Genomic DNA, 24,546 nt, shown 5'->3' on the forward strand with positions numbered 1-24,546 from the left:
ACTTCGCGATCTCGCCGATCCCGATGTTCCGGTATTCCGGCCTTGGTTTTTTTACGGCTTCAGCCATGCTAGACCCCTTCCCAAACTGATTGACGATTCGCGCGCCGCCGATGCACGACACATGCTCGACACGGGCGCGACCCGTCCTGCCTGACTCGCTTCTCGAGCGATCGGCGATGTATTCGGGGATAGTTCTAGCCCGCGCACTGCGCGATAGCGGTATTTTGTCGCGCGATTGATATACTGTCCAATATCTATCTCGTCTTTCTGATATAGCTCTCACAGACTATCGCATGGAACTGCGCCATATCCGTTACTTTCTGGCGGTTGCCGAGGAACGCAACGTGACGCGCGCCGCCGAACGGCTCGGCATCGGCCAGCCGCCGCTCAGTCAGCAGATCCACGCACTGGAGAACGAGCTCGGCGTGCGGCTTTTTCGCCGCACGGGGCATGGCGTCGTGCTGACGGAAGCCGGCGAGACGTTCGCCGTCGATGCGAAACGTCTTCTGGACGACGCGCGTCTCGCCGTCGAAAAGGCGCAGAGTGCGGGGCGCGGGGAGATCGGGCAGCTCAATATCGGCTTCACGGGATCGGCGGCTTTCAATCCTGTCGTGTCGAAGCTCATACGGTCTTATCGGCAGGCTTATCCGAACGTCACGCTTACGCTTACCGAAGGCAACACCGCGCAACTGCTCGCGCATCTCGACGCCGGCCGCGTCGATGTCGCGTTCGTTCGGCTCGGCAGTCAGTCGCCCGCCGGCGTGCAGATCAATCACATCGCGATCGAGCCGATGAAAATCGTGCTGCCCGCCACGCACAAGCTCGCGAGGAAGCGCAAGGTGCAACTCGCGGCGCTGGCCGACGATCCTTTCGTGATGCTTCCGCGCGAAGCGAGCCCGACGCTGCACGATGTCATCATCGGTGCGTGCCGTGAGGCCGGATTCGAGCCGATCGCCGGACAGCAGGCGCCGCAGCTTTCATCGGTCGTCAATCTGGTCGCGGCGGAATTCGGCGTGTCGCTGGTGCCGGCGTCGGTGTGTCAGATTCAGGTCGATGGCGTCGCCTACGTCGATGCACTCGGCAGCGCCATCAGCATTCGTCTCGCGCTGGCATCGCGCATCGATGCGACCGCCGCGAAGAACGCCAACTTTCTCGACATCGCCAAGCAAGTCGTTACGTCATCGACCTGACATTGTCATCAGAACAAGCGCGCATTGCATTCGACGAATTTTCGTCCAACACTTCATTTCGCAAGAAGAGCGTCGAGAAGGCCGAATCCCGTCGGATCAGATGGAGGAGCCAGGTCATGCGCGAAGAAATGAAGCATCCGCTGCAATGCACGCCCGCGTGCCGCCGGGGTTTTCTCAAGTCAGTTGCATGTGCGACTATCGCCGGTCTCGCCGCGCCGCCGCTCTTCATGACATCCGCACATGCCGACGCATTGACGCATGCGCAGCGCGACGCCATGTCGCCCGAACAGATCATCGAAGCGATGAAGCGCGGCAACGAACGCTTCCGCCGAGGCGAACGCAAAGCGCGCAATTATCTGGCGGAACAGAAAGCGAGTGCGAAGGGACAATATCCCGCGGCCGTGCTGCTCAGTTGCATCGACTCGCGCGCGCCTGCCGAAGTGATCATGGATCTCGGCATCGGCGATATCTTCAATTGCCGCGTCGCGGGCAATATCGAGAATGCCGACATCCTCGGCAGCATGGAATTCGCCACCAAGGTGATGGGCGCGAAGGTCGTGCTCGTGATGGGGCACACGTCGTGCGGTGCGATCAAAGGCGCGATTTCCAATGTCGAACTCGGCAATCTCACGGGACTGCTCGCGCGCATCAAACCGGCTGTCGATGCCACGCAATACGACGGCGAACGCACCGCCACCAACTATCCGTTCGTCGATAAAGTCGCGCGCAAGAACGTCGAACTGACGCTCGCGAATATCCGCCGCGACAGCGCCGTGCTCAAGGAACTGGAAAGCCAGCACGCGATCAAGATTGCCGGCGCGATGTACGACATCAGCACGGGCGCCGTGGAATTCTTCATTTCCTGACTTAGCTTTCGACGCGTTCGCGAACGTCTTCTGTCTTTGCGACGGCATCGCGTTTCGCCGACCAGTACGCGGTCCGCACGCCAATATCCTCCGACACGAACGGGCCGCCGCGTGCCGCCCGATAGTTCGCGAGCGCCTTGTACACGAGCCCTTGCCCGATGAGCAGGATCGGCACGTTGAGCAGCACCATCACGATATTCATCAGATCGGACAGCGCCCACAGATTCGGCAATTCGAGCCCTGCGAGCACGGTGAGCGCGCCGAACGGCACGAACACGAGCGAGCCGACCACGCGAATGCCGGTAATGAAACCTTTGCTGCGCGAAATAAAGTTAGCCGATATTTCAGCAAACGAAATCATGCCGAGCAGCGTGGTGAACGCGAAGAGCCCGTAGCACACGCACATGACGATCTTGACGACATGCGCGACGGACACCGGCACGAGCGTTTCAACCGATGCGAGATAGACCGTGATCTTCGATGCCCTCACCGATTCCCACGCCTGCCCGTCCACCGTGCCGGTCCACACGTGCGCCATCACGACGATGAAGCCGGTCATCGTGCAGATGACCATCGTGTCGAAGAACACGCCGAGGCTTTGCACGAAGCCTTGTTCGCAGGGGTGATCGTTGTCGGCGATCGCGGCGGCCATCGTGATGGTGCCCTGCCCCGCTTCGTTCGACATCAGCCCGCGCTTGACGCCCTGCGCGAGCGCGGTGCCGATTGCGCCGCCGAACAACGCATGCGGCGCCAATGCACCGACGATCACTTCATGAAAGAAGTACGGAATCAGCGGCAGATTGATGACGATGATAACGAGCGACATCACACAGAAGAGCGTCGCCTTGATCGGCACGAGCACATCGGTATAAGCGGTCACGCGGCGAATGCCGCCCATGATGATGAACGAGCACGCCGTGACGAGCACGGCCGCGATGACGTAATACACCGTCGACTGACGTGCGAGATGCGTGCCGGTGACCGTATCGGCAATCGTGCCGATTGCGGTGAACACGTTGAATGTTTGCGGCGGCACATTGAAAAGCGCATAGACGATGAACACGAGCGACAGAAACGTGCCGACGATGCGCCTGTCGCCGAGAACGCGCCGCCCATAGAACGGCAGACCGCCGACGAATTCGTCGTGCTTCTTCTCCTTGAAGAGCTGCGCGAGCGTCGATTCCATGAACGCGGTCGCCATGCCGAAGAACGCGGCGACCCACATCCAGAACAACGCGCCCGGCCCGCCGACGGAAATCGCGCCCGTAATGCCGACGATGTTGCCTGGCCCTGCACGCATCGCCAGTCCCAGCATGAACGATGCGAGCGCGCTGACGCCGGTTTTCGACGACTGCCTGCGCAGCATCATGCGCACGATCCTGCCGACGTTCATCGTCTGAATGAAACGCGTGCGAATGGTGAAATGAATACCGACGCCGACGAGCAAGAGAATCGCAAACGAAAACTTCCCGAGCACCGGGATTTGCGAATAAGCCTTGAAATTAGTGGGGAAATCCCACAAGAAATCCGAGACGGGCGCAATGCAGGCAAACAATGCATTCACGGACTGGAAGAGACTTTCCACGCGGGGCGTTCCTTTCTTGCTTCAGCCTGCCACGAACAGGCCTTCCAAATGTTAATTAACCAACGTCATTCGACGCTGGCGGGCGTGCATTCATGGACACGCAAACGTATGCGAGGCAGGGATTATACGGTTCGCTCTCCGTTGTCCGGCCGACGCGGCAAAACATGACCGTTAGTTGCTACGAAACGTCATGCTTGCCCGATCCTTTTATTGGAGAATCACGTGCACAACGCGTCCGGAGAACGAAGATGATCGAACGACTCGCGAAGATTCTCGTCGTGGCTTCGATGGCCCTGCTGGCCTCGCTCGTCAGCTTCGGCAACCTGACGGACTACGGCACGAATCTGCAATTCGTCGAGCACGTCCTGCGCATGGACACGACGTTTCCCGGCAACGCCAATATGTATCGCGCGATCACGTCGCCGCTGCTGCAGCATCTCGGCTATGACGTGATCATCTTTCTCGAGACGCTGACCGCCTTGCTGTGCTGGATCGGCGTTATCGCGATGGGGCGCGCGCTGCGGCAAGACAACGCCGCGTTCGCGCGAGCGAAGCGCTCAGCGATCGCGGGTCTCACGCTCGGCTATCTCACCTGGCAGGTCTGCTTCATGACGATCGGCGGCGAATGGTTCGACATGTGGCAGTCGCAGCAATGGAACGGAATCGACAGTGCGTTCCGCTTCTTCATCACGTTTTTGGTGATTCTGGTTTTCGTGACGCGCGCGGAATCGCTTCATCCGTCGACCGCATGAACGCCGATCAATTCAACGCCACCGCAGCCGCCGCGCCGACGGGCGTTCCTTCGATCGACACTGACTTTTGTCCGTCGGGTCCGACCGGCACATCCCCGACGAGCGTCGTGCGATACAACTGGCGATCGAAGTCGAGATCGAAGATATCCGTCGGTGCGAGATGCGCAGTCGAACGGTTGTCCCAGAACGCGATGCTGCCGGGCTCCCACTTGAATCTCACCGAGAATTCAGGCCGCGTCACATGCTCCCAGAGCAGTTCGAGCAACACCTGACTTTCACGCGGCGCCAGTCCCGCGATGTGCTTGAGAAAGCCCGGGCTCACATACAGCGCGCGCTCGCCAGTCTCCGGATGCACGCGCACGAGCGGATGCTCGCTCACGAGCGTGTGATCCGTCACGGCCTTCGTGAATGCATCGGTGCCGCTTGCGCCTTGTGGCGGCGCGAAGCGATGCACACCGCGCAGACCATCGACGAAAGTGCGCAACGGCGCGGAGAGCTTCTCGTAGGCGATCACGAGATTGGTCCATTGCGTATCGCCGCCGTATGGCGGAATGGTCACGCCGCGCAGAATCGATGCAAACGGCGGATTAACCGCGGCCGTCACATCCGTGTGCCAGCCGGTCCACGGACGCAGCACTGACTGTCCTGCGAAGCGCGTGGCCTTGCGAAACTTCGAGATCGAGTAGATCTCCGGATGCCCGTCGACGTGCCCGAACACCGGATGCCCTACCGTGAGCTCGCCGAACTGCGCCGAAAATGCGATGTGCTGCTCGTGACTCAGGAATTGCTCACGGAAGAAGATCACGCGCCATTTGAGCAGCGCGGCACGAATCGCACTGACTTGCGCGGAAGACAAAGGACGCGTGAGATCGACGCCGCCAATCTCCGCGCCGATATGCGCCGACAACGGGTTGATCGCCAATTCCGCTTCGTTCTCGATAGCAACGGCATTCATTTCGCATTCCTTCTTATATGGAATAGATAGACAGCGCTTTCGAGTGCGGGGATATCGTGGAAGCGCGGCGAGCAACCAATGTACTCGCCGCTTCCTCACACGCGAACGAAGAAATCCCGATACGGATAGCTTCGTTCGCGATAAGCGCCGGGGAGGCGCTCACGACGATTCGATGCACCGCGCGAGAATCAAGCCGCAGTGCGATGAAACGTGCTTACCAGTGATAGTTCATGCCGGCGAACACCTGACGTCCGTAACCGAACGCACACCAGCTGCCGTAGTAGCACGACGCGACATATTCCTTGTTGAAGAGGTTCTGCGCGTTCACGTAAAGATCGACGCCCTTGAACTGCGGCATGGCGCGGCCGAGGTCATAGTTGAGCGTGGCATCGACGAGGAAAAAGCTCGACACCTTGAAGCTGTTGTCGCTGCTATACGTCGTACCGGTGTAGCGCCCGCCCGCGCCCATCGAGAGACCGGCGAGCGGTCCGCGATTGACCGTGTAATACGCCCACAACGAAGCCTGATTCTGCGGAATCGCGGGCAGGAACTTGCCTTCGAGACCGCTGTTGTCCTTGGTGTACTTCGTGTTGAGATACGTATAGCTCGCCGTGACGTTCAACGAATCCGTGAGGCTCGCCTTCGCTTCGAGTTCGACGCCGAGCGAACGCGCTTCGCCGACCGCCGACTGGAAGTTCGGGTTGGCCGCGTTGACCGTCAGAAGGTTCTTGCGCGTCAGATCGAACAGCGCGGCGGAGAAGAACGCGTTGTAGCCCTTCGGCTGGAACTTCACGCCGACTTCATACTGACGCCCCTTCTCGGGCGAAAACTGATTGCCGTTGATGTCCGTGCCCGCTTGCGGCGTGAACGATTCGGTGTAGCTGACATACGGCGCGATGCCGTTGTCGAACACATACGTGAGGCCCGCGCGGCCCGTGAACGCGCGATCGAACTGATGCGACACGATGCCGTACGTCGTGTTGTTCGAATCGCTGCTTGCCCAGTCCTCGCGTCCGCCGAGCGTGAGGATCACGTTGCCCCAGCGCGCCTGATCCTGCGCGTACACGCCGTATTGCGTGCCGCTCAGAATCTGGTGATAGCGGTCCGGCGGCGTAATCGCCTGGTTGTAGTTCGGCGCGAACATGTCGAGCGACGGCGCGGTGCCGAAGCCCGCATCGAAGTTGCTCGCGTAATGCTGGTAGTCGAAGCCGAACAGCACCGTGTGATCGATCGGCCCCGTCGAGATATTGCCTTCGATCTGGTTGTCGAGCTGGACGGTGTTCAGGTTGTCCTTCGACGCCGCCGTGCCGCGATCCAGCGTGCGCAAATCGTCTTCGAGCTGGCTAGCATAGACGCTCTTGTAGTCCTGCGCGAGATGCAGCAGACGGCCGTTCGAGCGGAAGGTCCACGCGTTGTTGAGCTTGCGATCGAACTTGTAGCCGATCGCTTCCTGCACGCGATTGAAGCTCTCGAAGTTGTGATCGCCGTCGTAGAAATCACTCGGCAGCTTGCCGTTCGGGTTGTAGAGCACCGTGCCCTGCGGCGGCACGCTGCCATACGACGTGCTGTCGGGATCGTGCTGATACAGCCCGTACAGCGTGAGCGATGTCTTGTTGTCCGGCCGCCACGTGAACGACGGCGCAATCGCGATGCGCTTGTTGTACGTCGATTGCACCTGCCCGTCTTCCGAGCGCGCGATACCGGTGATGCGGAACAGATAGCGATCATCGCCCGCTATCGGTCCGGAGAAATCGAATTTGGCCGACTTGTGCGCGTAGTTGCCGAACTCGATGCCCACTTCGTGCAGCGGCACGACCGTCGGCATCTTGCTTTCCTGATCGAGCAGGCCGCCCGCCGCCGCCTGACCGTAGAGCACGGAGACCGGCCCCTTGAGCACTTCGACGCGCTCCATCAGATACGGGTCGATCTGCGGCACCGCGTACCAGCCGTTGTCGAGCAGCTTGAGGCCGTTCCAGTATTTGTCGGCGTCGAAGCCGCGCACTTTGAGCATGTCGTAGCGCGTCGCGATCCCGCCGCGCGTTTCGGGCGTCACACCCGACACATAGCGCACGGCCGCGTTGAGCGTCTGCGCATGCTGCTGATCCATCTGCTCGCGCGTGACGACGGAGACCGACTGCGGCGTCTCGAGCAGCGACGTGCCGGTCTTGAGCGCGGTCGATTCCTTCGCGACGTAGCCTTTCGTCGGACCATACGGTTCGTCGACGTTCTGCGCCGTGACTTTCACGGCGGGCAGCGTGCTTTCGGCCGGCGCGTTCGACGCTGACGCCGACGGCGCCGATGCGCCCGACGGCGCGTCCGCCGATTGCGCGTAGGCAAGCGGCGCCACCGCGAACAGCAGCAAGGCAGCCAGTTTCAAGGGCCGCATCGCGACCGGGCTCGTCATACCTGATTTCATGCTCATTTCTCTTGAATATTGCTGCGTGCGTGAATGCGACTCGTTATTATTTGCGTGCGCATTTTGACGGGACGTTTTGTATTTGTAAAGGAGTGATTCGAGACTTTTGCACAGGAAACGACGTCGATCCGCTGAATAATGCGGACAGGCCGGCGAGTCCTTTCGCGGACGCACTACCATGAAAGAGGCCGCCCGCCCGGGAACCGGCCGAACATGGCGAGGTCGCGCCCATGAATCCTTCCCCCACTTCGGCCGGCGGCTACGTGCTCGGCCATTCCGATCCGGAAGTGCAGCGTCTGGAAAATCAGGCGCGTTTCGTCGCCGATCTGACGGAAGACATCCTGCGTCGCGCGGGTCTTGCGCCCGGCATGCGCGTGCTCGATCTGGGCTGCGGCGCAGGCGATGTCTCGTTTCTGGCCGCATCGCTCGTGGGGCCGAACGGATCGGTGCTCGGTATCGATCAGGCGCCGGGCATCATCGAGAAAGCGCGCGAGCGGGCGCGGCACGCGGGCCTCGACAACGTGCGGTTTCAGGTCGCGAGCGTCGCGGATTTCGATCTCGCCGAATCCGTCGACGCGATCGTCGGCCGGCTCATCCTGCTGCATCTGCCCGATCCCGCCGCGACCTTGCGCCGCCTCGCCGCACAAGCGGGCGCGGACACGCTCTTCGTTTTTCACGAGATGGACATGAGCACGGCGCGCTCGATGCCCGAATCGCCGCTATGCACGCAAGGTCTGCACTTGATCCTGGAAACGTTCGCGCGCGCCGGTGTCGAGACCGACATGGGATCGAAGCTGTATTCGACGTTTCGCCGCGCAGGCCTGCCCGGCCCGCGCATGCTGCTTTCCGCGCGGTTCGAAGGCGGTCCCGATTCGTTCGCGTATCAGTATCTGGCCGAGGTATTGCGCACGCTGCTGCCGCTCGCGGAACGCTTTGGCATCGTGAAGGCGGATGCGGTCGGTATCGATACTTTCGCCGAGCGTCTGCGCGCTGAGATCGTCGCGCTCGATGGCGTCATGCAGCCGCCCGCTTTCATCGGCGCATGGGCGCGTGTGATTTAGCGCGTCGCTTTCTTCTTCGATTTCGTCTGATTCAACTCGATTGCAGCGCGCACGAGATCTTGCAACGCACGCGCGTTGATCTCGTCGCCTTCGAAGAAATCGATCGCGCGCCGCGCATTGCCTTCGAGTCCCGCGTTGAAGAGCTTCTCGGGATCGGGCAGGCTCGCGCCGTGTGCGAAGGTGAGCTTCACTTTTCCCTTATGCGCATTGGCGACCGCGATCATGCCGTCGCGATACCAGACCGGGCTGCCCATGTACTTCCATTCCTCCACGATGCCGCCATCCGCCGCGAGGATGATCTCGCGCATCCTGGCGAAGGTCGCGCCGCGCCAATCGGGGATGCCCGCGATCAATTCGTCGATTCGTTCCGATGCATTCATGCGCTTCTCCATTCTTGTTCTTTAGCGACGTCAGCGAATGAGGCCCGGACTGCCTATCGTGATCTGCAGCCGTTGAGCCTGATCGAGATGAAAGATGAACGACGGGCGCGAACGAATCAGCAAGGTCCGCGCGTCCGCGCTGCGCGCCGTGCGAATGTAGCCGTTGACGGTATTCACCAGCTTCTGCAGGAAGGCCACTTCGTGTTCGAGATACGCTTCGTCGAAATCGTAAGTGCTGGTTTCGTCGAGCTCGGCGATGTCGTCGGTACTCTGCTTCATCAATGCATCGCTGGTTGCGCTGCGTTGCGGCTGCGTGCCGAATCTCTGCGTTAGCGTGAAGATCTCCTGATTCACCTGTGCATGCTCCGATACGATCCGTTTTGCGAAGACCTGCAAGCTGCTGGAGCGCGTCTTGCGCAATGCCAGATTCGCCGCGGCGATCTCCGCCTGATTGGCGACGAAAACAACGCCGAGCATTTGTTCATCCGATAGCGGCGGCTCTTCTGCCGGCACACAAGCCGTCCACGACAGCAGCACTAACAGCGCCGCCGCGATGCGCTTGCCTTTCATCCGCGACTCCCGATTCTATCGACGCCGCTGACTTTACCTTGAAACATGTCCACGTTCCGTCCGGATAGCTGCCCAAATGTGTTCAATACCCATGCCTTTAAGTCACGCAACGGCCGCAAATCCACGTCCAGTATGGAGTTTCGCGGCACGCTTGAACTAAGATGTAGCCTCCGCCTCAGGACAACACCTGCGACTTCCCCCGAAGCGCAGCGGCACCTTCAAGTATCGTTCATCCTATGAAATCCGAAACGGCCTGGCCCGAGCAATCTTTCGAATGCGATGGCTGGCGCGGCGAGATGGCTTCGCGCATAGCGAGTTTCGACTGGTCGCACACGGCGATGGGCCCGATCGATCAATGGTCGAAAAGCCTGCGCGCAGCCGTGCAACTGCTACTCGCCTCGCCGGTGCCGCTCGTCATGCTCTGGGGCCAGCCCGGCACGATGATCTACAACGACGCCTACGCGGACTTCGCCGGCGGCCGTCATCCGTTCCTGCTCGGCAAGCCTGTTGAAGACGGATGGCCGGAGATCGCTGCGTTCAATCGTCATGTCGTGGACACCTGTTTGTCGGGCGCGACGCTGTCTTATTCCGACAAGCGTCTGACGCTGCATCGCAACGGCCAGCCCGAAGACGTATGGATGGATTTGCATTACAGCCCTGTCGCCGAAGACGACGGTCATCCGGCCGGCGTGATCGCCATCGTCGTCGAAACGACGCGCAAGGTGCTCGCCGAAGAGAAGCTGCTCAAGTTCACGCAGACGCTCGAGGAACGCGTCGCCGAAGCGGTCACCGCGCGCGTCGAGGCCGAGGAGCGCTTTCGCCAGGTGCAGAAGCTCGAGGCGATCGGCAATCTCACAGGCGGCGTCGCGCACGACTTCAATAACGTCTTGCAGATCATTTCGGCGAACTTGCAGCTCATCCAGCTCGCCACGCGCGATAAACCCGATCTCGCGCGCAGGCTGCACGTGATGAGCGAAGCCGTCGCGCGCGGCGGCAAACTCGCCGCGCAAATGCTCGCCTTCGCGCGGCGTCAGCCGCTCAATCCTGCGGTCGTCAATCCGGCGAAACTCGTCGCGGATATGTGCGAGTTCCTGCAGCGCGCGCTGCCCGAATCGATCAAGCTGAAGACATCGGTTTCATGCGAGACGTGGAACCTGTTCGTCGATCGGCATCAGCTTGAAAACGCGCTGCTCAATCTCGTCATCAACTCGCGCGACGCGATTCACGACGGCGGCAACATTCTGATCGAAATCGAGAACGCAACCCTCGGCGATGAGCACACGACTGGCCTCGCATTGCCCGCGGGCGATTACGTGAAGTTCGTGGTCACCGATGACGGCGCCGGCATGGCCGAGAACGTGAAGGCGCGCATGTTCAAGCCGTTCTATTCGACGAAAGCAGAAGGCCAGGGCACGGGGCTGGGTTTGAGCATGGTGTTCGGCTTCGTATCGCAGAGCGCGGGCTGCGTGGACGTGAAGACGCGGGTCGACGAAGGCACGTCCGTCGCGTTGTACTTTCCACGCTGCACGCAGGCGGAGCCGGCCGACGCGGGCACCGCACGGCCACGCGCCGCGCGTGGCGGCGAAGTGGTGCTCGTCGTCGAGGACGATGCCGACGTGCGCCTCGCCACCATCGACATGCTCGCGCAACTCGGCTACAAGGTGCTGTCCGCGCAGGACGGGGAGGCGGCGCTCGCGGTCCTGCAGAAGAACGGCAACGTCGATCTGCTCTTCAGCGACGTGGTGATGCCCGGCACGATCCGTCCGAACGCGCTTGCGAAGATCGCCAGCGCGCCGCCATATAACGCGGCCGTGGTCTTTGCATCGGGCTATACGCGCGACATCATCTTTCACGAAGGGCGGCTCGACGAAGGCGTCGTGCTGCTGAGGAAGCCCTTCACCATCGACGACCTCGCACGCACCATCCGTTACGCGCTCGATACGCGAGGCTGAACATCAACGCGACACGCGCGCCTTCGCCCAGTCCGCCTTCTTCGCAAGCGCGATGAACGCCGACAGATAATCGATGCCGGCATCGGCCTCACGCGTGCCGAGAAAGATCCGCTTCGCAATGCCCCTTCTGCCGAGCTTGAGCACGGCGAGCGGCATGCGGTCCGCGTACTCTTCCGCGAGCCAGCGCGGCAGCGCCGCGACGCCGCGTCCGCTCGCGACCATCTGCATCATGATGTCAGTCGTTTCGATCGTCTTGTGCCTGCGCGGCACGACATTCGCGGGCGTGAGGAACTGCGTGTAGACGTCGAGGCGATCGGTCTCGACCGGATACGTGATAAGCACTTCCTGCGAGACCTGCTCCGGCGTGACATGCGTGGCAGCCGCGAGCGCGTGCGCTTCGGGCACGACGAGCACCTGCTCGTAGTCGAACACAGGCGTGAAGCGCAAGCCCGGCTTCTTCATCGGATCGGGCGTGACGAGCACGTCGATGTCGTAACCGAACAGCGCGCCGATGCCGCCAAACTGAAAGCGCTGCTTCACGTCGACATCGACATCGGGCCAGCGCGCAAGATACGGCGACACGACCTTGAGCAGCCACTGATAGCACGGATGACATTCCATGCCGATGCGCAGCGTGCCGCGTTCGCCATCGGCATATTGCTTCATGCGCGCTTCGGCCAGTTCGAATTGCGGCAGCATGCGATTCGCGAGACCGAGCAGATACTGCCCCGCCTGCGTGAGCCGCATGCTGCGCCCTTCGCGCGTCCACAGCGGCGTGCCCAATTGCTGCTCCAGCTTCTTTACCGTGTGACTCAACGCGGACTGCGTGAGATTGAGCACGTCCGCGGCGGCGGTCAACGAGCCTTGCCGCTCGACTTCTCTCACGACCATCAGATGCGCGCGTTCGAGCATCGGTATTTCTCCATGAACAAAGTTAATCGATGCATGAAATTAAACCATTTTTATTCATGCATCGAAAATTCTATCATCGCTGCAACTCATGCTCATTTCGACGAGAACACGCACGATGGTCACGACACACAATCTTGGTTTTCCGCGCATCGGCGCGAAACGCGAACTGAAGTTCGCCCTTGAGAAATACTGGAAGAATCAATCGTCGCGCGACGAACTGAAGGCGGTTGGCGCACAACTTCGCGCGCGGCACTGGAAGCATCAGTCGCGCCTCGATCTCGTGCCGGCCGGCGATTTCGCGTTCTACGATCAGGTGCTCGACATGAGTTTCACGCTCGGCAATCTGCCTGAGCGCGTGCGCGGCTTTCATGGCGATACGCTCGACAACACCTTCCGCGTCGCGCGCGGGCGTTCGTGCGAAGGCGCGGAGGAGCACGCCGCTTGCTGTGGCGGCGTCGCGGCCGGAGAAATGACGAAGTGGTTCGATACCAACTACCACTACATCGTCCCCGAGTTCGATGCAGCCACGCATTTCACGCTCGATACGTCGCGTCTCGTCGAGCAGCTCGGTGAAGCACGCGCGCTCGGCGTGAACGTGAAGCCCGTCATCATCGGGCCGGTGACGTATCTGTGGCTCGGCAAAGCGAAGGACGACTCGGACAAGCTCGCCCTTCTGCCGCGTCTGCTGCCCGTCTACGCGGCGCTGCTCGATCACTTCGCGGCGCTCGGCATCGAGTGGGTGCAGATCGATGAACCCGCGCTCGTCACCGAACTCGATACGCGATGGCGCGATGCATTCGTCACCGCCTACGACGCACTTTCCGCGCGGCGCGTGCGTCTCCTGCTCGCGACTTACTTCGGCCAGTTGCAGGAGAATCTGGAACTCGCCTGCAAGCTGCCGGTGGATGGCTTGCATATCGATGCGATCAATACACGCGATGAAGCGAGCGCCGCGGCTTCGCTGCTGCCGGATGCGTCGGTGCTGTCGGTCGGCGCGATCAATGGCCGCAATATCTGGAAGACCGATCTGAACGCCGCGCTCGACTGGCTCGAACCGCTGCATGCATCGCTCGGTGACCGGCTATGGATTGCGCCTTCGTGCTCGCTGCTGCATACGCCGGTCGATCTCGCCAGCGAGACGAAGCTCGATGCCGAAATCAAATCGTGGCTCGCGTTCGCGCTGCAAAAGCTCGATGAACTGCATGTGCTGGCGCGCGCGTTGAACGAAGGCCGCGCTTCCGTCGCCGATGCGCTCGCGCACAACGCGGCCGCCATCGAGAGCCGCCGCGCTTCATCGCGCGTGCATAACCCTTCGGTGAAAGCCGCAATCGCGAAGATCGACGCGACCCTCGGCCAGCGCGCAAGCACCTATGAAACCCGCGCGCAAAAGCAGGCCGCGCTGCTCGATCTGCCCGCTTATCCGACGACGACCATCGGCTCGTTTCCGCAGACGAACGAAATCCGCCACGCGCGCAGTCAGTTCAAGAACGGTCAACTCGATGAATCCGCCTACAGGGCCGCGATGGAACGCGAAATCACGCGCGCCGTCAAAGAACAGGAAGCGCTCGGTCTCGATGTACTCGTGCATGGCGAAGTCGAACGCAACGACATGGTCGAATACTTCGGCGAACGACTCGACGGCTACGCGTTCAGCGAGTTCGGCTGGGTGCAGTCGTATGGATCGCGCTGCGTGAAGCCACCGATTCTCTTCGGCGACATCAGCCGCCCGAAGGCGATGACCGTCGAATGGATCGAATACGCGCAAGCGCAAACGACGAAGCCGATGAAAGGCATGCTGACCGGTCCCGTCACGATCCTGAACTGGTCTTTCGTGCGCGACGATCAACCGCGTTCGGTGTCGTGCCAGCAACTCGCGCTCGCGATCCGCGAGGAAGTGCTCGATCTGGAAAAGGCCGGCGTGCGCGTGATCCAGATCGACGAGGCTGCATTGCGCGAAGGGCTGCCGCTGCGCCGCGCGCAATGGCACGATTATCTGCGCTGGGCGGTTGAAGCGTTTCGCATCACGGCGAACGGCGTGCGGGACGAAACGCAGATTCACACGCACATGTGCTATTCGGAGTTCAACGACATCATCGCGTCGATTGCCGACATGGACGCCGATGTCATCACGATCGAAACATCGCGCTCCGACATGGAATTGCTCGATGCCTTCGACAATTTCAACTATCCGAACCAGATCGGTCCGGGCGTGTATGACATTCATTCGCCCAATATCCCGAGCGAAGCGCATATCGTCGCGCTGATGAAAAAAGCCGCGGAGCGTATTCCGGGCGAGCGTCTTTGGGTGAATCCCGACTGCGGGCTCAAGACGCGTCAATGGGATGAAGTGATTCCGGCGCTGCGCAACATGGTCGCGGCCGCGCATGCGTTGCGCGCGTCGGCGTGATCGGGCTTTGGCTTCAGACGGTCAGCGTATTGCGGCCTGCGAGCTTCGCGCGATATAGCGCGACGTCCGCCCGCTGCAATGCGTCGTGATGACTCTCCTCGTAAGCGCCGATCTGCGACACGCCGATACTCGTCGTCCATTCCGGCATGCCTGCCGTGTAGGTGCGGCACGCAGCGTGAATCTGGTTCGCGCAGACCTGCGCATCCGATGCGCGCGACGCCGGCAGGATCGCGACGAACTCGTCGCCGCCGAGCCGCCCGAACTCGCCGCCCAGCGATGCGACTTCCGCGCCCGCGAGCCGCGCAAGCTCGATCAGCACATTGTCGCCGGCGAGATGACCGTGCCGGTCGTTGATCTGCTTGAAGTGATCGAGATCGATGGCCAGCACGGCGGCACCGGGCGCAGCGAGACGCTTTGCGTGCGCGTCGAAACCGGCGCGATTCCATACGCCCGTGAGCGGATCGCGCAGCGCGGCGTCACGCAGACGCTGTTGCGCGCGCTCGGCAGGAATCGCCAGCAGGCCGAGATTGAGCACGCCCAGCAGCAATTGATCTGAAAGCATCGGGATCAACGCGAGGTAATTGATGCCCGGCGCCGTCGATGCGTACGCCGCAAGCGTCACCGCATAGCCCGGCAGATACGCGAGCATCGCGAGGCCCGCGATGCGCCGCGCGCGGCTTTGCTCGCGCTTGCCGCTCGACCACAGCATCGCGCCGGTGATCGCCGCCGATATCGCGACGCTGATGGTGTCGCCTGCGTGCGTGAACATCGACGCGATCGGGCCGTGGCCGCCGATCCATATCGGCAAAACATGCGCGCCGACGCAGATCAAAACCGGCGCGAGCATCCACGAAGGGAATGGCGGCTTGCCGTCGAACGCGCGCAAGCCGGAAACGATCAACATGTTGCTGGCCGCGAGCGCGCCGAGCAGCAGTCCGATCAAAGCCGCGTTGCCTCGCGCGGGCTCGAAACCGGTCAGCGTGGCTGCGTAGAGAAACGCGCTCGCCGACCAGTGCGCGAAATGCGGCTCGACGCGCCGTCCGAAGCGCACCAGAGCGAAGACGAGCCCGAACGCCGTGCTCGCGAGCACGCTGCAAAGGCGCAGGGTTTCAGTGTCAGGTGTGTGGAACATGGAAAAGTCCGCCACATGCGATGGCCGGACATCGGCTGTCATAGAAGGCGAACCGAGCTTGGCGGCAAACGGCCGTATCATACCTTTCGCCTTCGACCGCTGCGAAAACGGCACTTTCTAATCATCGGCACGCGGCTGGCGAAACTTTAGGTTGCGGCATGTCCTTTGCTCGCCGGATGACGTTCCAGCCACCGCTCTCACAAAGGAGACACGCATCATGAAACTGTACTACGCGCCCGGAGCGTGCAGTCTCGCCGATCACATCGCGATGCATGAAGCAGGCCTGAATTTCGATCGCGTGAAAGTCGACCTCAAGGCGAAGCTCACCGAAGACGGCACGCCGTTTGGCGACATCAATCCGAAGGGTTACGTGCCCGTCGTCGAATTCGACGACGGCAAGCGGCTGACCGAGAACATCGCCATTCTTTCGTGGGTCGCGCAGAAAGCGCCATCGCTTGGCCCTTCCGGCGACGACGGCAGTATGCGCTTGCTGGAAATGCTCGCGTTCATATCGACCGAAATTCACAAGCAGTTTGGACGCGTTTTCCGCCCGACATCCGATGCGGAAGCCACCGCGGCGCGCGAGAAAATCGGCCAGCGTTTTGCGCTCCTTGCGAAGACGATGCGCGGCGATTACCTTTTCGGCGATAAAGTCAGCGTCGCGGATGCCTACCTCTTCACGATGCTGATGTGGGCGCAAAAGATGAGCGTCGACGCGCCCGCCGAACTTCAGGCTTTTTACAAGCGCATGCGCGAACGGCCCGCCGTGAAGCTCGCGTTCGAGCACGAAGGGCTCGAATAACGCATCGCGCGTCAAAGCGTGGCGGGCACGTCGAACCAGTCGTCGTCGGCGAGGATCGCGAGCGAGCATTCGTTCGCGTCCGTCCGGCCCGCGCGCGAATTGTCGAACGCATCGCGCACGCGCGTGATCATGCGATCCTGCACGATGATGCGCTGGGCAGTGTCCATCGCCGCATATCGTTCGATCTGACGCGCGGCGAAGCGCACCGATGCGCTGCAACGCGAATCGAGTGTGGTGTCGCGACCCGTCTCGACGACCCACGACACGTTGGCCACGACATCGTCGCCGTCGTCGAGCGCGCCCACGGCCGGATTCTTGGGGCCTTCGAATGCGTCCGACAAGGCCTGTTGCAATTCCTCCATGCGCTGAATCTGATCGGCACTTTTCATCCCTCTCTCCTGAATGCTTTTGCGATGTATCGCGCAGCAAGCCGCGCACCCGCCGATGCGATGCGAACAGGTCCGGCACTTGCTGCGTCCGATCTGTCACATCACGAATCCGGAGGCCATCATGGCGCAATACAAGCCCGTCCCGCACGCCACCGCCGACGACATGGACGAACCCGTCGGGGACACGAAGCAAGGTCAGCTCGACGAACGCGACAAGCGTGAACACGAAGCGTCGGAAAACGCATTGCCTTCGTCGCAGGATAAGAATCCCGTCCCGCCCGATTCCAGCAAGACGTGAACGACCGCGCGCCTGTCACTCAACGAGAGATCACATCATGTCTACCGAGACTTATGTTCGCAACGGGCACCATGTCGAGATCACGATCGATTCCGATCCGACAGGACAATGCACCTGGTCTTACACCATCGATGCGGACGGCTTCACCGAAATGCGCGATCGTCCTGTAGAAAGCGCGGAATCCGCGATGCAGGCGGCTAAGACTCACGCGAACGCCAAGGCCGACATGCTGCCGGCAGGCGACGTCGCAGAATGAAAATCAGAGCACGACCTGAACGCCGAGTTCTACGAAATCTTCACTTCGCAATCCATAATATTCCGCGCTCGATGCCGAATGGAACGACATCGCACCAAAAAGGCGCTCGCGCCAGCGCGCCATCTGTCCGTGCGAGCAGCCGGGCATCGCCTCGTCGCGCGGCAGGAAGAACGTCGTGTGCTTCGGATCGAATCGCCATGAGCCAAGTTGTCCATCGAGCGATGCAAGCAGGCGCGGCAGATTCGGCCGCTCGACGAAACCATGACGCGAAATCACCTCATAGCAGCCCGCGCCAAGATCGCGCACTTCGATGCGCGTGTGCTCATCCACGCGCGGCGCGGATTCCGAGCGATTCGCGAAGATCACCGTGGTCTGATGCAGCACGCGGTTATGGCGCACATTGCTCGTGAGTGCGGAAGGCGTCGCGCCCGGCGTGCCGCCCGGATAGACGGCAGTGCCGCGAACGCGCGCGGGCGGATCGGGACCTTCGAGCACATCGCGCAGAAAATCGGCGAGTGGCGGCGCGTGCGATGAATGCAGTTGCGCGAGTTCAAGGCCGCGCCGCCACGTCGCCATCGACACGAAAAGCACGATGCCGATCGCGACCGGAAACCAGCCGCCTTGCGGAATCTTGCGCACGTTCGCCGCGACGAGCAGCACGTCGATTGCGATAAGCGGCACGTTGAGCGCCGCAACCGCGCGCCACGGCCAGCGCCAGATGTTGCGCGTGACGCTGACCATCTGCACGGTCGTGATGAGCATCGTGAGGCCGACCGCGATGCCATACGCGGACGTCAACCGGTCCGAGCTGCGGAATGCGATCACGAGGAATATCACGGCCGCGAACAGGACCGCGTTCACGGCGGGCACATACACCTGCCCGCGGTGCGACGCCGATGTTTCGATCACGCGCAGACGCGGCAGGAAGCCGAGTTCGATCGCCTGGCTCGTCATCGAGAAAGCGCCTGAAATCACGGCCTGCGACGCAATCACAGTGGCGATCATCGCGATCAGAACGGTCGGGATCAGCGCCCACGAAGGTGCGGCGAAAAAGAACGGCTGCTTCGCCGATCCCGGCTGATGCAGGATCGTCGCGGCCTGCCCGAAGTACCCGATGATGATCGATGGAAACACGACGACGAGCCACGCGAGCCGGATCGCGGGCCGGCCGAAGTGACCGATGTCGGCATAGAGCGCTTCGGCGCCCGTCAACGCGAGAATCACGGCGCCGAGTATGGTGAACGCGAGCGCCGCATGCGTGAGCACGAGCGACCATGCATAGCCGGGTGAAAGCGCGCGCAACACATCCGGATGCTCGACGATCCGATAGACGCCCACCGCTGCGAGATACACGAACCACACCAGCATCACGGGCCCGAACGACTTGCCGACGACCGCCGTGCCGCGCGACTGAAACAGGAAGAGCGCGACGAGAATCGCCACCGCGAGCGGCACGATGAACGGCTCGAACTTCGCGCTCACCTGACCCAGACCTTCGACGGCGGACAGCACGGACACGGCGGGCGTGATCATCGAATCGCCGTAGAACATCGCCGCGCCGAACAGTCCGGCCATCAGCAACGGATGCGGTACGCGCCGCCCCTGCTGCTCGTAGCCCGAGCGCGCGAGTGCCGTCAAAGCGACGATGCCGCCCTCGCCTTCGTTGTCCGCGCGCATCACGTAGCACACGTACTTGCCCATCACGACGATGACCACGGCCCATACGATCATCGACAGTATGCCCATCACGATCGATGCGTCGACGGTGCCCGTCTCGCTCACGGCCTGTCTGAGCGCGTAGACCGGGCTCGTGCCGATATCGCCGAACACGACACCGAGCGCACCCAGCATGAGGCCCGTCAGCGCTTTCTTCGGCGCTGCTGGCTGGGCAGGTACGTCATCGCGCGCGGGGCGCGGGGCGTGATGCTCACGAGCATCGTTCGATGTCGATGTCATGCGACTGTGCATCTCCGGTATGCCGTTCCGATCGCTTAGCAAGGCGCATTCCGTGCGGCCCTTATCGCGTAATTTAAGGTAAGCGTTGCTTACACATGCTCACGCCATTTCCTCCTCTCAGTGCGTAAAGTCCCGGCATCGAAAACATCTCTTTGCCAACTTTGAGAGGAAAGAAAATGAAGAAGAGTCGAATCGTCGCCGCGCTGGTTTGCGCGAGCATTGGACTGACAGCGGGTGCGGTCTTCGCCCAGCCCGCACCGGGTGGTCCGGATGGTTACCGCGATTCGCATGGCGCACCCGGCGGCCCTGGCGGTCCCGGCGCTCAAGGTGGTCCCCGTGTGCAAGGCGGCCCCGGCGGTCCCGGTCACGGTCCTGAAATGAACGACCACAGCGGCCCGCGCCCGCCCGAGCACGCGTTCAACGAGCCGCGCCACTCCGACTGGCGCAAGGGCCAGCGGCTCTCGGAGGACTATCGCAATCGCCAGTATGTCGTGGACGACTGGCACGGCCACGGCCTGCGTCAGCCGCCGCGCGGTTATCAGTGGGTCGGCGTCGGCGCCGATTATCTGCTCGTCGCGGTAACATCGGGCGTCATCGCGCAGGTCGTGCTGTCGAATTGACCGACGCGGTCCCCTCGTTCTTCTGAACGCGCACAAAGAAAAACCCGCCTGCAAAGGCGGGCAAAATGCGCTTTAACGAGAGGGGGTCGCAGCGCACGTTCAAAGCTATCCGTTTCGTACAGGCTATGGAGCCTTCCTACGAATCGTATCGGGCGGATCGAGCCGTTCCATCGCCTTGCCCGGCCGAACCGGCATAGTCACCGTCTGATCGAAGACGAAGCCCATTGCGATCTGCTCAGTATTCGTGGACCCGCATGCAGGGCACGTACCGTCTTGGAGAGCGTCATCCGAGTAAATGAGCTTGTTGCAAGATACACAGCGTATAAGCATCTGCACTCCCGAATTTTCATTCGAATAATAATTGGTTTATATGCCAAAACGGGAATACAGCCAATTGTTCTTTACGCACGCCTTTTGGGCGCGACTAAACGGTTCTGCGCCTTACCTCAACGCATTTCTCCATACCATCCAACCCTTCCATTAAGCTGCCACAGCAGTGACCTCGAAATTCGAGTGTTTCCGTAGCACGCGTTTCCCTTCCTCAGTAATCCGGCGTTCTGCAATTCGGGTGCTTTCGAGCGCGTTATAGCAATCGTCAATCCCGGGCGCTGGCGGCCATTAAAAGAGAGCGGCATGGGCATTGCGCACGGCTCGCATGCGAAGCCGCCTTTGCGTCGCCTGAGCGCGCCGGCAGCGCGGTTCCTTTCGATCTGCTATCCGGAGACTTCAATCATGGCTATCACCGTCGGCAATTTCCTGATCGACCGGCTGCATGCCTGGGGCGTGCGCCGCATTTACGGCTATCCCGGCGACGGCATCAACGGTGTATTCGGCGCGCTCAATCGCGCCAAAGGCAAAATCGAATTCATTCAGGCACGCCATGAAGAGATGGCCGCCTTCATGGCGTCCGCGCATGCAAAGTTCACCGGCGAGCTGGGCGTATGCATCGCGACATCGGGACCGGGCGCGGCGCATCTGCTCACCGGTCTTTACGATGCGCGCCTCGATCACATGCCCGTTCTCGCGATTTCAGGCCAGCAGGCGCGCGCAGCACTCGGCGGTCACTATCAGCAGGAAGTCGATCTGCCCGCAATGTTCAAGGACGTCGCCGGCGCTTTCGTGCAGCAGGCGAGCGTGCCCTCACAGATGCGACATCTCGTCGATCGCGCCGTGCGTATCGCGCTATCCGAGCGCAAGGTGACGGCGCTCATTCTGCCCAACGACTTGCAGGACCTCGAATACGAGCCGCCGGGACGCAAGCATGGCACGCTGCATTCAGGCGTCGGTTATCGCGCGCCTAAGACGGTGCCTTATGCCGACGATCTGCAACAAGCCGCCGATGTGCTCAATGCGGGCAAGAAGGTCGCGATTCTCGTCGGCGCTGGCGCGCTGCAGGCGACCGATGAAGTCATCGCCGTCGCGGACAAACTCGGCGCGGGCGTCGCGAAGGCGCTGCTCGGAAAAGCCGCGCTGCCGGACGATCTGCCCTTCGTCACCGGTTCGATCGGCCTGCTCGGCACCGAGCCGAGCTACAAGTTGATGACCGAATGCGACACGCTGCTCATGATCGGCTCGGGCTTCCCTTATTCCGAGTTTCTGCCGAATGAAGGCGCGGCGCGCGGCGTGCAGATCGACATCAAGGCCGACATGCTTTCCATCCGCTATCCGATGGAAGTGAATCTCGTCGGCGACAGCGCCGAGACTTTGCGTGCGCTGCTGCCGCTCTTGCAACAGAAGACGGATGGCGCATGGCGCGAGGACATCGAAGGCTGGCTCGGCGACTGGTGGAAGAAGCTCGAAAAACGCGCGATAGAACCCGCAAAAACCGGCGTCAATCCACAGCGCACGATATGGGAGCTCTCGCCGCGTGTGCCCGCGAATGCGATCGTCACGAGCGATTCCGGTTCGGTCGCGAACTGGTTTGCGCGCGATCTGAAGGTGAAGCGCGGCATGATGTGCTCGCTCTCGGGCGGACTCGCATCGATGGGCGCGGCCGTGCCTTATGCGATTGCGGCGAAGTTCGCGCATCCGGAGCGGCCGGTGATCGCGCTCGTCGGCGATGGCGCCATGCAGATGAACAACATGGCCGAGCTCATCACGGTCGCGAAGTACTGGAAGCAATGGACCGATCCGCGCTGGATCTGCATGGTGCTCAATAACGAAGACCTGAATCAGGTCACGTGGGAGCAGCGCGTGATGGAAGGCGATCCGAAATTCGAGGCATCGCAGGACATTCCATCGGTGCCTTATCACAAGTTCGCGGAGCTGATCGGCCTGAAGGGTATCTATGTCGACGATGCCGAGCGCATGGCCGCCGTGTGGGACGAAGCGCTCGCGGCGGATCGTCCCGTCGTGATCGAAGTGAAGGCCGATCCGAACGTGCCGCCGCTGCCGCCGCATATCACGATCCAGCAGGCGAAGGCTTTCGCGACCACGCTCATGAAGGGCGATCCGAGCCAGACTCACGTCATCGTCGATACGGCGAAGCAGGTGCTCGGCGCGGTGCTGCCGGGGCACAGGGACAAGTGATCATCGACGAAGGAAAGCGTCATGAACAGGCTGCGCATCGATCATCTGCATCCGACGCAAGTGACGCACGGAGAGCGTCAGATACGGCAGAAGGTGGCAGACTATCGCGCGCTGAACGCGCATGAGTTGGACATGGCGATCGCGGCAAAGCCGATCGCCATCGTGCTTGGGCCGGCATGCGAGCCGTACGTGATCGACCATCATCATGTCGCTTGCGCGCTGGCTCGAATCGACGTGCAGGACCTTCCGTTCGTACTTCTACGTGATTTATCCTCGATGTCGCGCGCGAATTTCTGGCTGACGCTGGAGAACGAAGCTTGGGTTTATCCCTATGACGAGAACGGGCGGCGCATTGCCTTCAAGGATATGCCCGTGCACATGTGGGATGCCGTGGACGACGCGTTCCGCAGTCTTGCAGCGTTCGTGCGCGATGCAGGCGGCTATGAAAAAACCGATGTGCCATTGGCCGATTTCCGCTGGGCGAATTTCTTTCGCGCGCAGTTGCCACACCCCGTCGACGACACGCAATTCGATGCCTTGCTAGAACGCGCGCTCGATCTCGCTCGCAGCGATGCGGCTGCGGGCCTGCCCGGTTTCCTCGGCGAACAGCTTTGGCCATTTATCGCGGATTCGTCGCGATGAAATTCTTGATCGCCGTATAGACGGGCTTCTTCGTCACGCCATCGTCGAGGACGATGCCGTACGGGCCCTCACCGGTGGGCGGATCGTCGTACAGCTCGTAGACCTGAAGCGACTGGATGTTGTACTGCGGCGCAATCGCGAGCAACGCGCCCAGCATGTTGTTCGACATGAACGTCGCTACCTGATCGGCCGTGCCGGGGAAGGTCGGCCGAATGCCCACTTCGTTGATCCAGATCGGCTTGCCGAACGATTGCAGCGTGCCGATGACGTTATAGCAAAGCGTGCCGCATGCGTGCGTGATATCGCCCTGCTCCGAGTACCAGTGCCACGCGGTGATGTCCCATGTGACAACCGGATGCCCGCTTGTGCCGTCGGGTTGCGTGCCGTTCGCGAGCATCGTGTCGAGTCCGAGATGCATCCAGGTATTGGCGCCGATGATGATCTTGCCGGCTGGATCGACCGACTTGATTCCCGCGATCAAACCGCGAATCACGCCGCGCGCGAGCATGAAGCAATCGTTCTTGTAGTCGGTCGTGTTCACGCCATCGACATAGCCGACGAGACAGGTCGGCGCGAGCTCGTTGGTGACTTCGTAATAGGGATAGTGCTGCACATTCACGATCTGTTGCGCGAGCGTATAGCTCGCCTGATACGCCGTGTTCTCGTCGGCGAAGTCGAGGTTCTGCAGGATCACCGGATACACCGTCACGCCGGACTTGGCCATCATCCTGGCGATGCTCGCGAGCGTCTGTGCGCCGGCCACGTTGGAAACGTCATTGCGATATAGCGTGACGTTGAGATCCTTCAGTTGCGCGAGTTGTTGCGTCGGCGTCGAATTCCAGTATGGACCGGGCCAGGTGACGTGACCGTTCATGC

22 protein-coding genes are annotated in these 24,546 nt (G+C 61.5%); 12 read left to right on the top strand and 10 right to left on the bottom strand.

The window, feature by feature from the left end:
• Positions 1–293 precede the first annotated feature (293 nt).
• Both AWB76_RS18175 and AWB76_RS18180 read left to right on the top strand, forming a co-directional pair.
• A complete protein-coding gene (locus AWB76_RS18175) occupies positions 294–1,190 on the top strand; it encodes a LysR family transcriptional regulator (protein WP_061161536.1) in 897 nt (298 codons plus the stop codon).
• Between the two features lie 116 nt (positions 1,191–1,306).
• Positions 1,307–2,056, top strand: coding sequence for a carbonic anhydrase family protein (locus AWB76_RS18180; protein WP_061161710.1), 750 nt, complete (start codon positions 1,307–1,309; stop codon positions 2,054–2,056).
• A gap of 1 nt (position 2,057) precedes the next feature.
• Here the strand turns inward: AWB76_RS18180 and AWB76_RS18185 are convergent, their stop codons facing one another.
• Entirely contained in the window at positions 2,058–3,641 is a 1,584-nt protein-coding gene (locus AWB76_RS18185) for an alanine/glycine:cation symporter family protein (protein WP_061161537.1), read from the bottom strand.
• 248 nt (positions 3,642–3,889) lie between these two features.
• On the opposite strand from AWB76_RS18185, the gene AWB76_RS18190 reads away from it, so the two are divergent.
• Positions 3,890–4,393, top strand: coding sequence for a DUF2165 family protein (locus tag AWB76_RS18190; protein ID WP_061161538.1), 504 nt, complete (start codon positions 3,890–3,892; stop codon positions 4,391–4,393).
• 7 nt (positions 4,394–4,400) lie between these two features.
• Here AWB76_RS18190 and AWB76_RS18195 read toward each other — a convergent pair whose 3' ends face one another.
• Together AWB76_RS18195 and AWB76_RS18200 are read right to left on the bottom strand one after the other, a co-directional pair.
• Complete coding sequence (locus tag AWB76_RS18195; RefSeq protein WP_061161539.1) at positions 4,401–5,348, bottom strand: TauD/TfdA dioxygenase family protein; 948 nt, start codon at positions 5,346–5,348, stop codon at positions 4,401–4,403.
• A gap of 214 nt (positions 5,349–5,562) precedes the next feature.
• On the bottom strand, positions 5,563–7,764 hold the full coding sequence (locus AWB76_RS18200; protein ID WP_082864471.1) for a TonB-dependent siderophore receptor: 2,202 nt from the start codon (positions 7,762–7,764) through the stop codon (positions 5,563–5,565).
• Positions 7,765–7,994: 230 nt separating this feature from the next.
• Between AWB76_RS18200 and AWB76_RS18205 the strand changes: the two genes are divergently transcribed.
• The gene (locus AWB76_RS18205) at positions 7,995–8,825 is read left to right on the top strand and encodes a class I SAM-dependent methyltransferase (protein ID WP_063936359.1); all 831 of its coding nucleotides are present in this window, start codon (positions 7,995–7,997) and stop codon (positions 8,823–8,825) included.
• On the opposite strand, the gene AWB76_RS18210 is transcribed toward AWB76_RS18205, so the two are convergent.
• Positions 8,822–9,205: a DUF1801 domain-containing protein gene (locus tag AWB76_RS18210; protein ID WP_061161711.1), complete on the bottom strand. Its 384-nt coding sequence runs from the start codon at positions 9,203–9,205 to the stop codon at positions 8,822–8,824. The two genes, AWB76_RS18205 and AWB76_RS18210, sit on opposite strands and share 4 nt — an antisense overlap.
• Positions 9,206–9,235: 30 nt before the next feature.
• Complete coding sequence (locus tag AWB76_RS18215; RefSeq protein ID WP_061161542.1) at positions 9,236–9,775, bottom strand: DUF4142 domain-containing protein; 540 nt, start codon at positions 9,773–9,775, stop codon at positions 9,236–9,238.
• 296 nt (positions 9,776–10,071) lie between these two features.
• On the opposite strand from AWB76_RS18215, the gene AWB76_RS18220 reads away from it, so the two are divergent.
• Positions 10,072–11,727 (top strand): ATP-binding protein, encoded by a 1,656-nt coding sequence (locus AWB76_RS18220; protein WP_208606582.1) that lies wholly within the window; start codon positions 10,072–10,074, stop codon positions 11,725–11,727.
• 3 nt (positions 11,728–11,730) lie between these two features.
• Here AWB76_RS18220 and AWB76_RS18225 read toward each other — a convergent pair whose 3' ends face one another.
• A complete protein-coding gene (locus tag AWB76_RS18225; RefSeq protein ID WP_061161544.1) occupies positions 11,731–12,639 on the bottom strand; it encodes a LysR family transcriptional regulator in 909 nt (302 codons plus the stop codon).
• 115 nt (positions 12,640–12,754) lie between these two features.
• Here AWB76_RS18225 and metE point away from each other — a divergent pair, with 115 nt between their 5' ends.
• Entirely contained in the window at positions 12,755–15,046 is a 2,292-nt protein-coding gene (gene metE / locus AWB76_RS18230) for a 5-methyltetrahydropteroyltriglutamate--homocysteine S-methyltransferase (protein ID WP_061161712.1), read from the top strand.
• 13 nt (positions 15,047–15,059) lie between these two features.
• Here the strand turns inward: metE and AWB76_RS18235 are convergent, their stop codons facing one another.
• Entirely contained in the window at positions 15,060–16,178 is a 1,119-nt protein-coding gene (locus AWB76_RS18235; protein WP_063936360.1) for a GGDEF domain-containing protein, read from the bottom strand.
• Positions 16,179–16,395: 217 nt separating this feature from the next.
• On the opposite strand from AWB76_RS18235, the gene AWB76_RS18240 reads away from it, so the two are divergent.
• On the top strand, positions 16,396–16,980 hold the full coding sequence (locus AWB76_RS18240; protein WP_061161546.1) for a glutathione binding-like protein: 585 nt from the start codon (positions 16,396–16,398) through the stop codon (positions 16,978–16,980).
• A gap of 11 nt (positions 16,981–16,991) precedes the next feature.
• Here the strand turns inward: AWB76_RS18240 and AWB76_RS18245 are convergent, their stop codons facing one another.
• Positions 16,992–17,369, bottom strand: coding sequence for a DUF3022 domain-containing protein (locus tag AWB76_RS18245; protein ID WP_061161547.1), 378 nt, complete (start codon positions 17,367–17,369; stop codon positions 16,992–16,994).
• Between the two features lie 121 nt (positions 17,370–17,490).
• Here AWB76_RS18245 and AWB76_RS40985 point away from each other — a divergent pair, with 121 nt between their 5' ends.
• Together AWB76_RS40985 and AWB76_RS18255 are read left to right on the top strand one after the other, a co-directional pair.
• Positions 17,491–17,667 (top strand): hypothetical protein, encoded by a 177-nt coding sequence (locus AWB76_RS40985; RefSeq protein WP_157696159.1) that lies wholly within the window; start codon positions 17,491–17,493, stop codon positions 17,665–17,667.
• Between the two features lie 37 nt (positions 17,668–17,704).
• Positions 17,705–17,923 carry a hypothetical protein gene (locus AWB76_RS18255; RefSeq protein WP_061161549.1) on the top strand — a complete coding sequence of 73 codons (219 nt, stop codon included), beginning with the start codon at positions 17,705–17,707 and terminating at the stop codon, positions 17,921–17,923.
• 3 nt (positions 17,924–17,926) lie between these two features.
• Here AWB76_RS18255 and AWB76_RS18260 read toward each other — a convergent pair whose 3' ends face one another.
• Positions 17,927–19,879: a potassium transporter Kup gene (locus AWB76_RS18260; protein ID WP_244173393.1), complete on the bottom strand. Its 1,953-nt coding sequence runs from the start codon at positions 19,877–19,879 to the stop codon at positions 17,927–17,929.
• Positions 19,880–20,055: 176 nt separating this feature from the next.
• Here AWB76_RS18260 and AWB76_RS18265 point away from each other — a divergent pair, with 176 nt between their 5' ends.
• From AWB76_RS18265 to AWB76_RS18280, 3 genes are all read left to right on the top strand, one after another.
• Positions 20,056–20,499: an RcnB family protein gene (locus tag AWB76_RS18265; RefSeq protein WP_061161551.1), complete on the top strand. Its 444-nt coding sequence runs from the start codon at positions 20,056–20,058 to the stop codon at positions 20,497–20,499.
• A gap of 732 nt (positions 20,500–21,231) precedes the next feature.
• Positions 21,232–23,028: a thiamine pyrophosphate-requiring protein gene (locus tag AWB76_RS18275; protein ID WP_061161713.1), complete on the top strand. Its 1,797-nt coding sequence runs from the start codon at positions 21,232–21,234 to the stop codon at positions 23,026–23,028.
• A gap of 21 nt (positions 23,029–23,049) precedes the next feature.
• On the top strand, positions 23,050–23,670 hold the full coding sequence (locus tag AWB76_RS18280) for a ParB/Srx family N-terminal domain-containing protein (RefSeq protein WP_061161553.1): 621 nt from the start codon (positions 23,050–23,052) through the stop codon (positions 23,668–23,670).
• On the opposite strand, the gene AWB76_RS18285 is transcribed toward AWB76_RS18280, so the two are convergent.
• Positions 23,648–24,544: a glycoside hydrolase family protein gene (locus AWB76_RS18285; RefSeq protein WP_061161554.1), complete on the bottom strand. Its 897-nt coding sequence runs from the start codon at positions 24,542–24,544 to the stop codon at positions 23,648–23,650. The genes AWB76_RS18280 and AWB76_RS18285 overlap by 23 nt on opposite strands.
• Between the last annotated feature and the right edge of the window lie 2 nt (positions 24,545–24,546).

It is taken from the genome of Caballeronia temeraria (assembly GCF_001544795.2).
Taxonomy (GTDB): Bacteria; Pseudomonadota; Gammaproteobacteria; order Burkholderiales; family Burkholderiaceae; genus Caballeronia; species Caballeronia temeraria.

Excerpts from the sequence above, each read along its gene's own strand:
- AWB76_RS18200 (WP_082864471.1), bottom strand. The coding sequence starts at position 7,764 with ATGAAATCAGGTATGACGAGCCCGGTCGCGATGCGGCCCTTGAAACTG.
- AWB76_RS18285 (WP_061161554.1), bottom strand. The coding sequence starts at position 24,544 with ATGAACGGTCACGTCACCTGGCCCGGTCCATACTGGAATTCGACGCCG.
- AWB76_RS18275 (WP_061161713.1), top strand. The coding sequence starts at position 21,232 with ATGGCTATCACCGTCGGCAATTTCCTGATCGACCGGCTGCATGCCTGG.
- AWB76_RS18190 (WP_061161538.1), top strand. The coding sequence starts at position 3,890 with ATGATCGAACGACTCGCGAAGATTCTCGTCGTGGCTTCGATGGCCCTG.
- AWB76_RS18265 (WP_061161551.1), top strand. The coding sequence starts at position 20,056 with ATGAAGAAGAGTCGAATCGTCGCCGCGCTGGTTTGCGCGAGCATTGGA.
- AWB76_RS18235 (WP_063936360.1), bottom strand. The coding sequence starts at position 16,178 with ATGTTCCACACACCTGACACTGAAACCCTGCGCCTTTGCAGCGTGCTC.
- AWB76_RS40985 (WP_157696159.1), top strand. The coding sequence starts at position 17,491 with ATGGCGCAATACAAGCCCGTCCCGCACGCCACCGCCGACGACATGGAC.
- AWB76_RS18240 (WP_061161546.1), top strand. The coding sequence starts at position 16,396 with ATGAAACTGTACTACGCGCCCGGAGCGTGCAGTCTCGCCGATCACATC.
- AWB76_RS18215 (WP_061161542.1), bottom strand. The coding sequence starts at position 9,775 with ATGAAAGGCAAGCGCATCGCGGCGGCGCTGTTAGTGCTGCTGTCGTGG.
- AWB76_RS18280 (WP_061161553.1), top strand. The coding sequence starts at position 23,050 with ATGAACAGGCTGCGCATCGATCATCTGCATCCGACGCAAGTGACGCAC.
- AWB76_RS18195 (WP_061161539.1), bottom strand. The coding sequence starts at position 5,348 with ATGAATGCCGTTGCTATCGAGAACGAAGCGGAATTGGCGATCAACCCG.
- AWB76_RS18225 (WP_061161544.1), bottom strand. The coding sequence starts at position 12,639 with ATGCTCGAACGCGCGCATCTGATGGTCGTGAGAGAAGTCGAGCGGCAA.
- AWB76_RS18210 (WP_061161711.1), bottom strand. The coding sequence starts at position 9,205 with ATGAATGCATCGGAACGAATCGACGAATTGATCGCGGGCATCCCCGAT.
- AWB76_RS18260 (WP_244173393.1), bottom strand. The coding sequence starts at position 19,879 with ATGACATCGACATCGAACGATGCTCGTGAGCATCACGCCCCGCGCCCC.
- AWB76_RS18205 (WP_063936359.1), top strand. The coding sequence starts at position 7,995 with ATGAATCCTTCCCCCACTTCGGCCGGCGGCTACGTGCTCGGCCATTCC.
- metE (WP_061161712.1), top strand. The coding sequence starts at position 12,755 with ATGGTCACGACACACAATCTTGGTTTTCCGCGCATCGGCGCGAAACGC.
- AWB76_RS18255 (WP_061161549.1), top strand. The coding sequence starts at position 17,705 with ATGTCTACCGAGACTTATGTTCGCAACGGGCACCATGTCGAGATCACG.
- AWB76_RS18180 (WP_061161710.1), top strand. The coding sequence starts at position 1,307 with ATGCGCGAAGAAATGAAGCATCCGCTGCAATGCACGCCCGCGTGCCGC.
- AWB76_RS18220 (WP_208606582.1), top strand. The coding sequence starts at position 10,072 with ATGGCTTCGCGCATAGCGAGTTTCGACTGGTCGCACACGGCGATGGGC.
- AWB76_RS18245 (WP_061161547.1), bottom strand. The coding sequence starts at position 17,369 with ATGAAAAGTGCCGATCAGATTCAGCGCATGGAGGAATTGCAACAGGCC.
- AWB76_RS18175 (WP_061161536.1), top strand. The coding sequence starts at position 294 with ATGGAACTGCGCCATATCCGTTACTTTCTGGCGGTTGCCGAGGAACGC.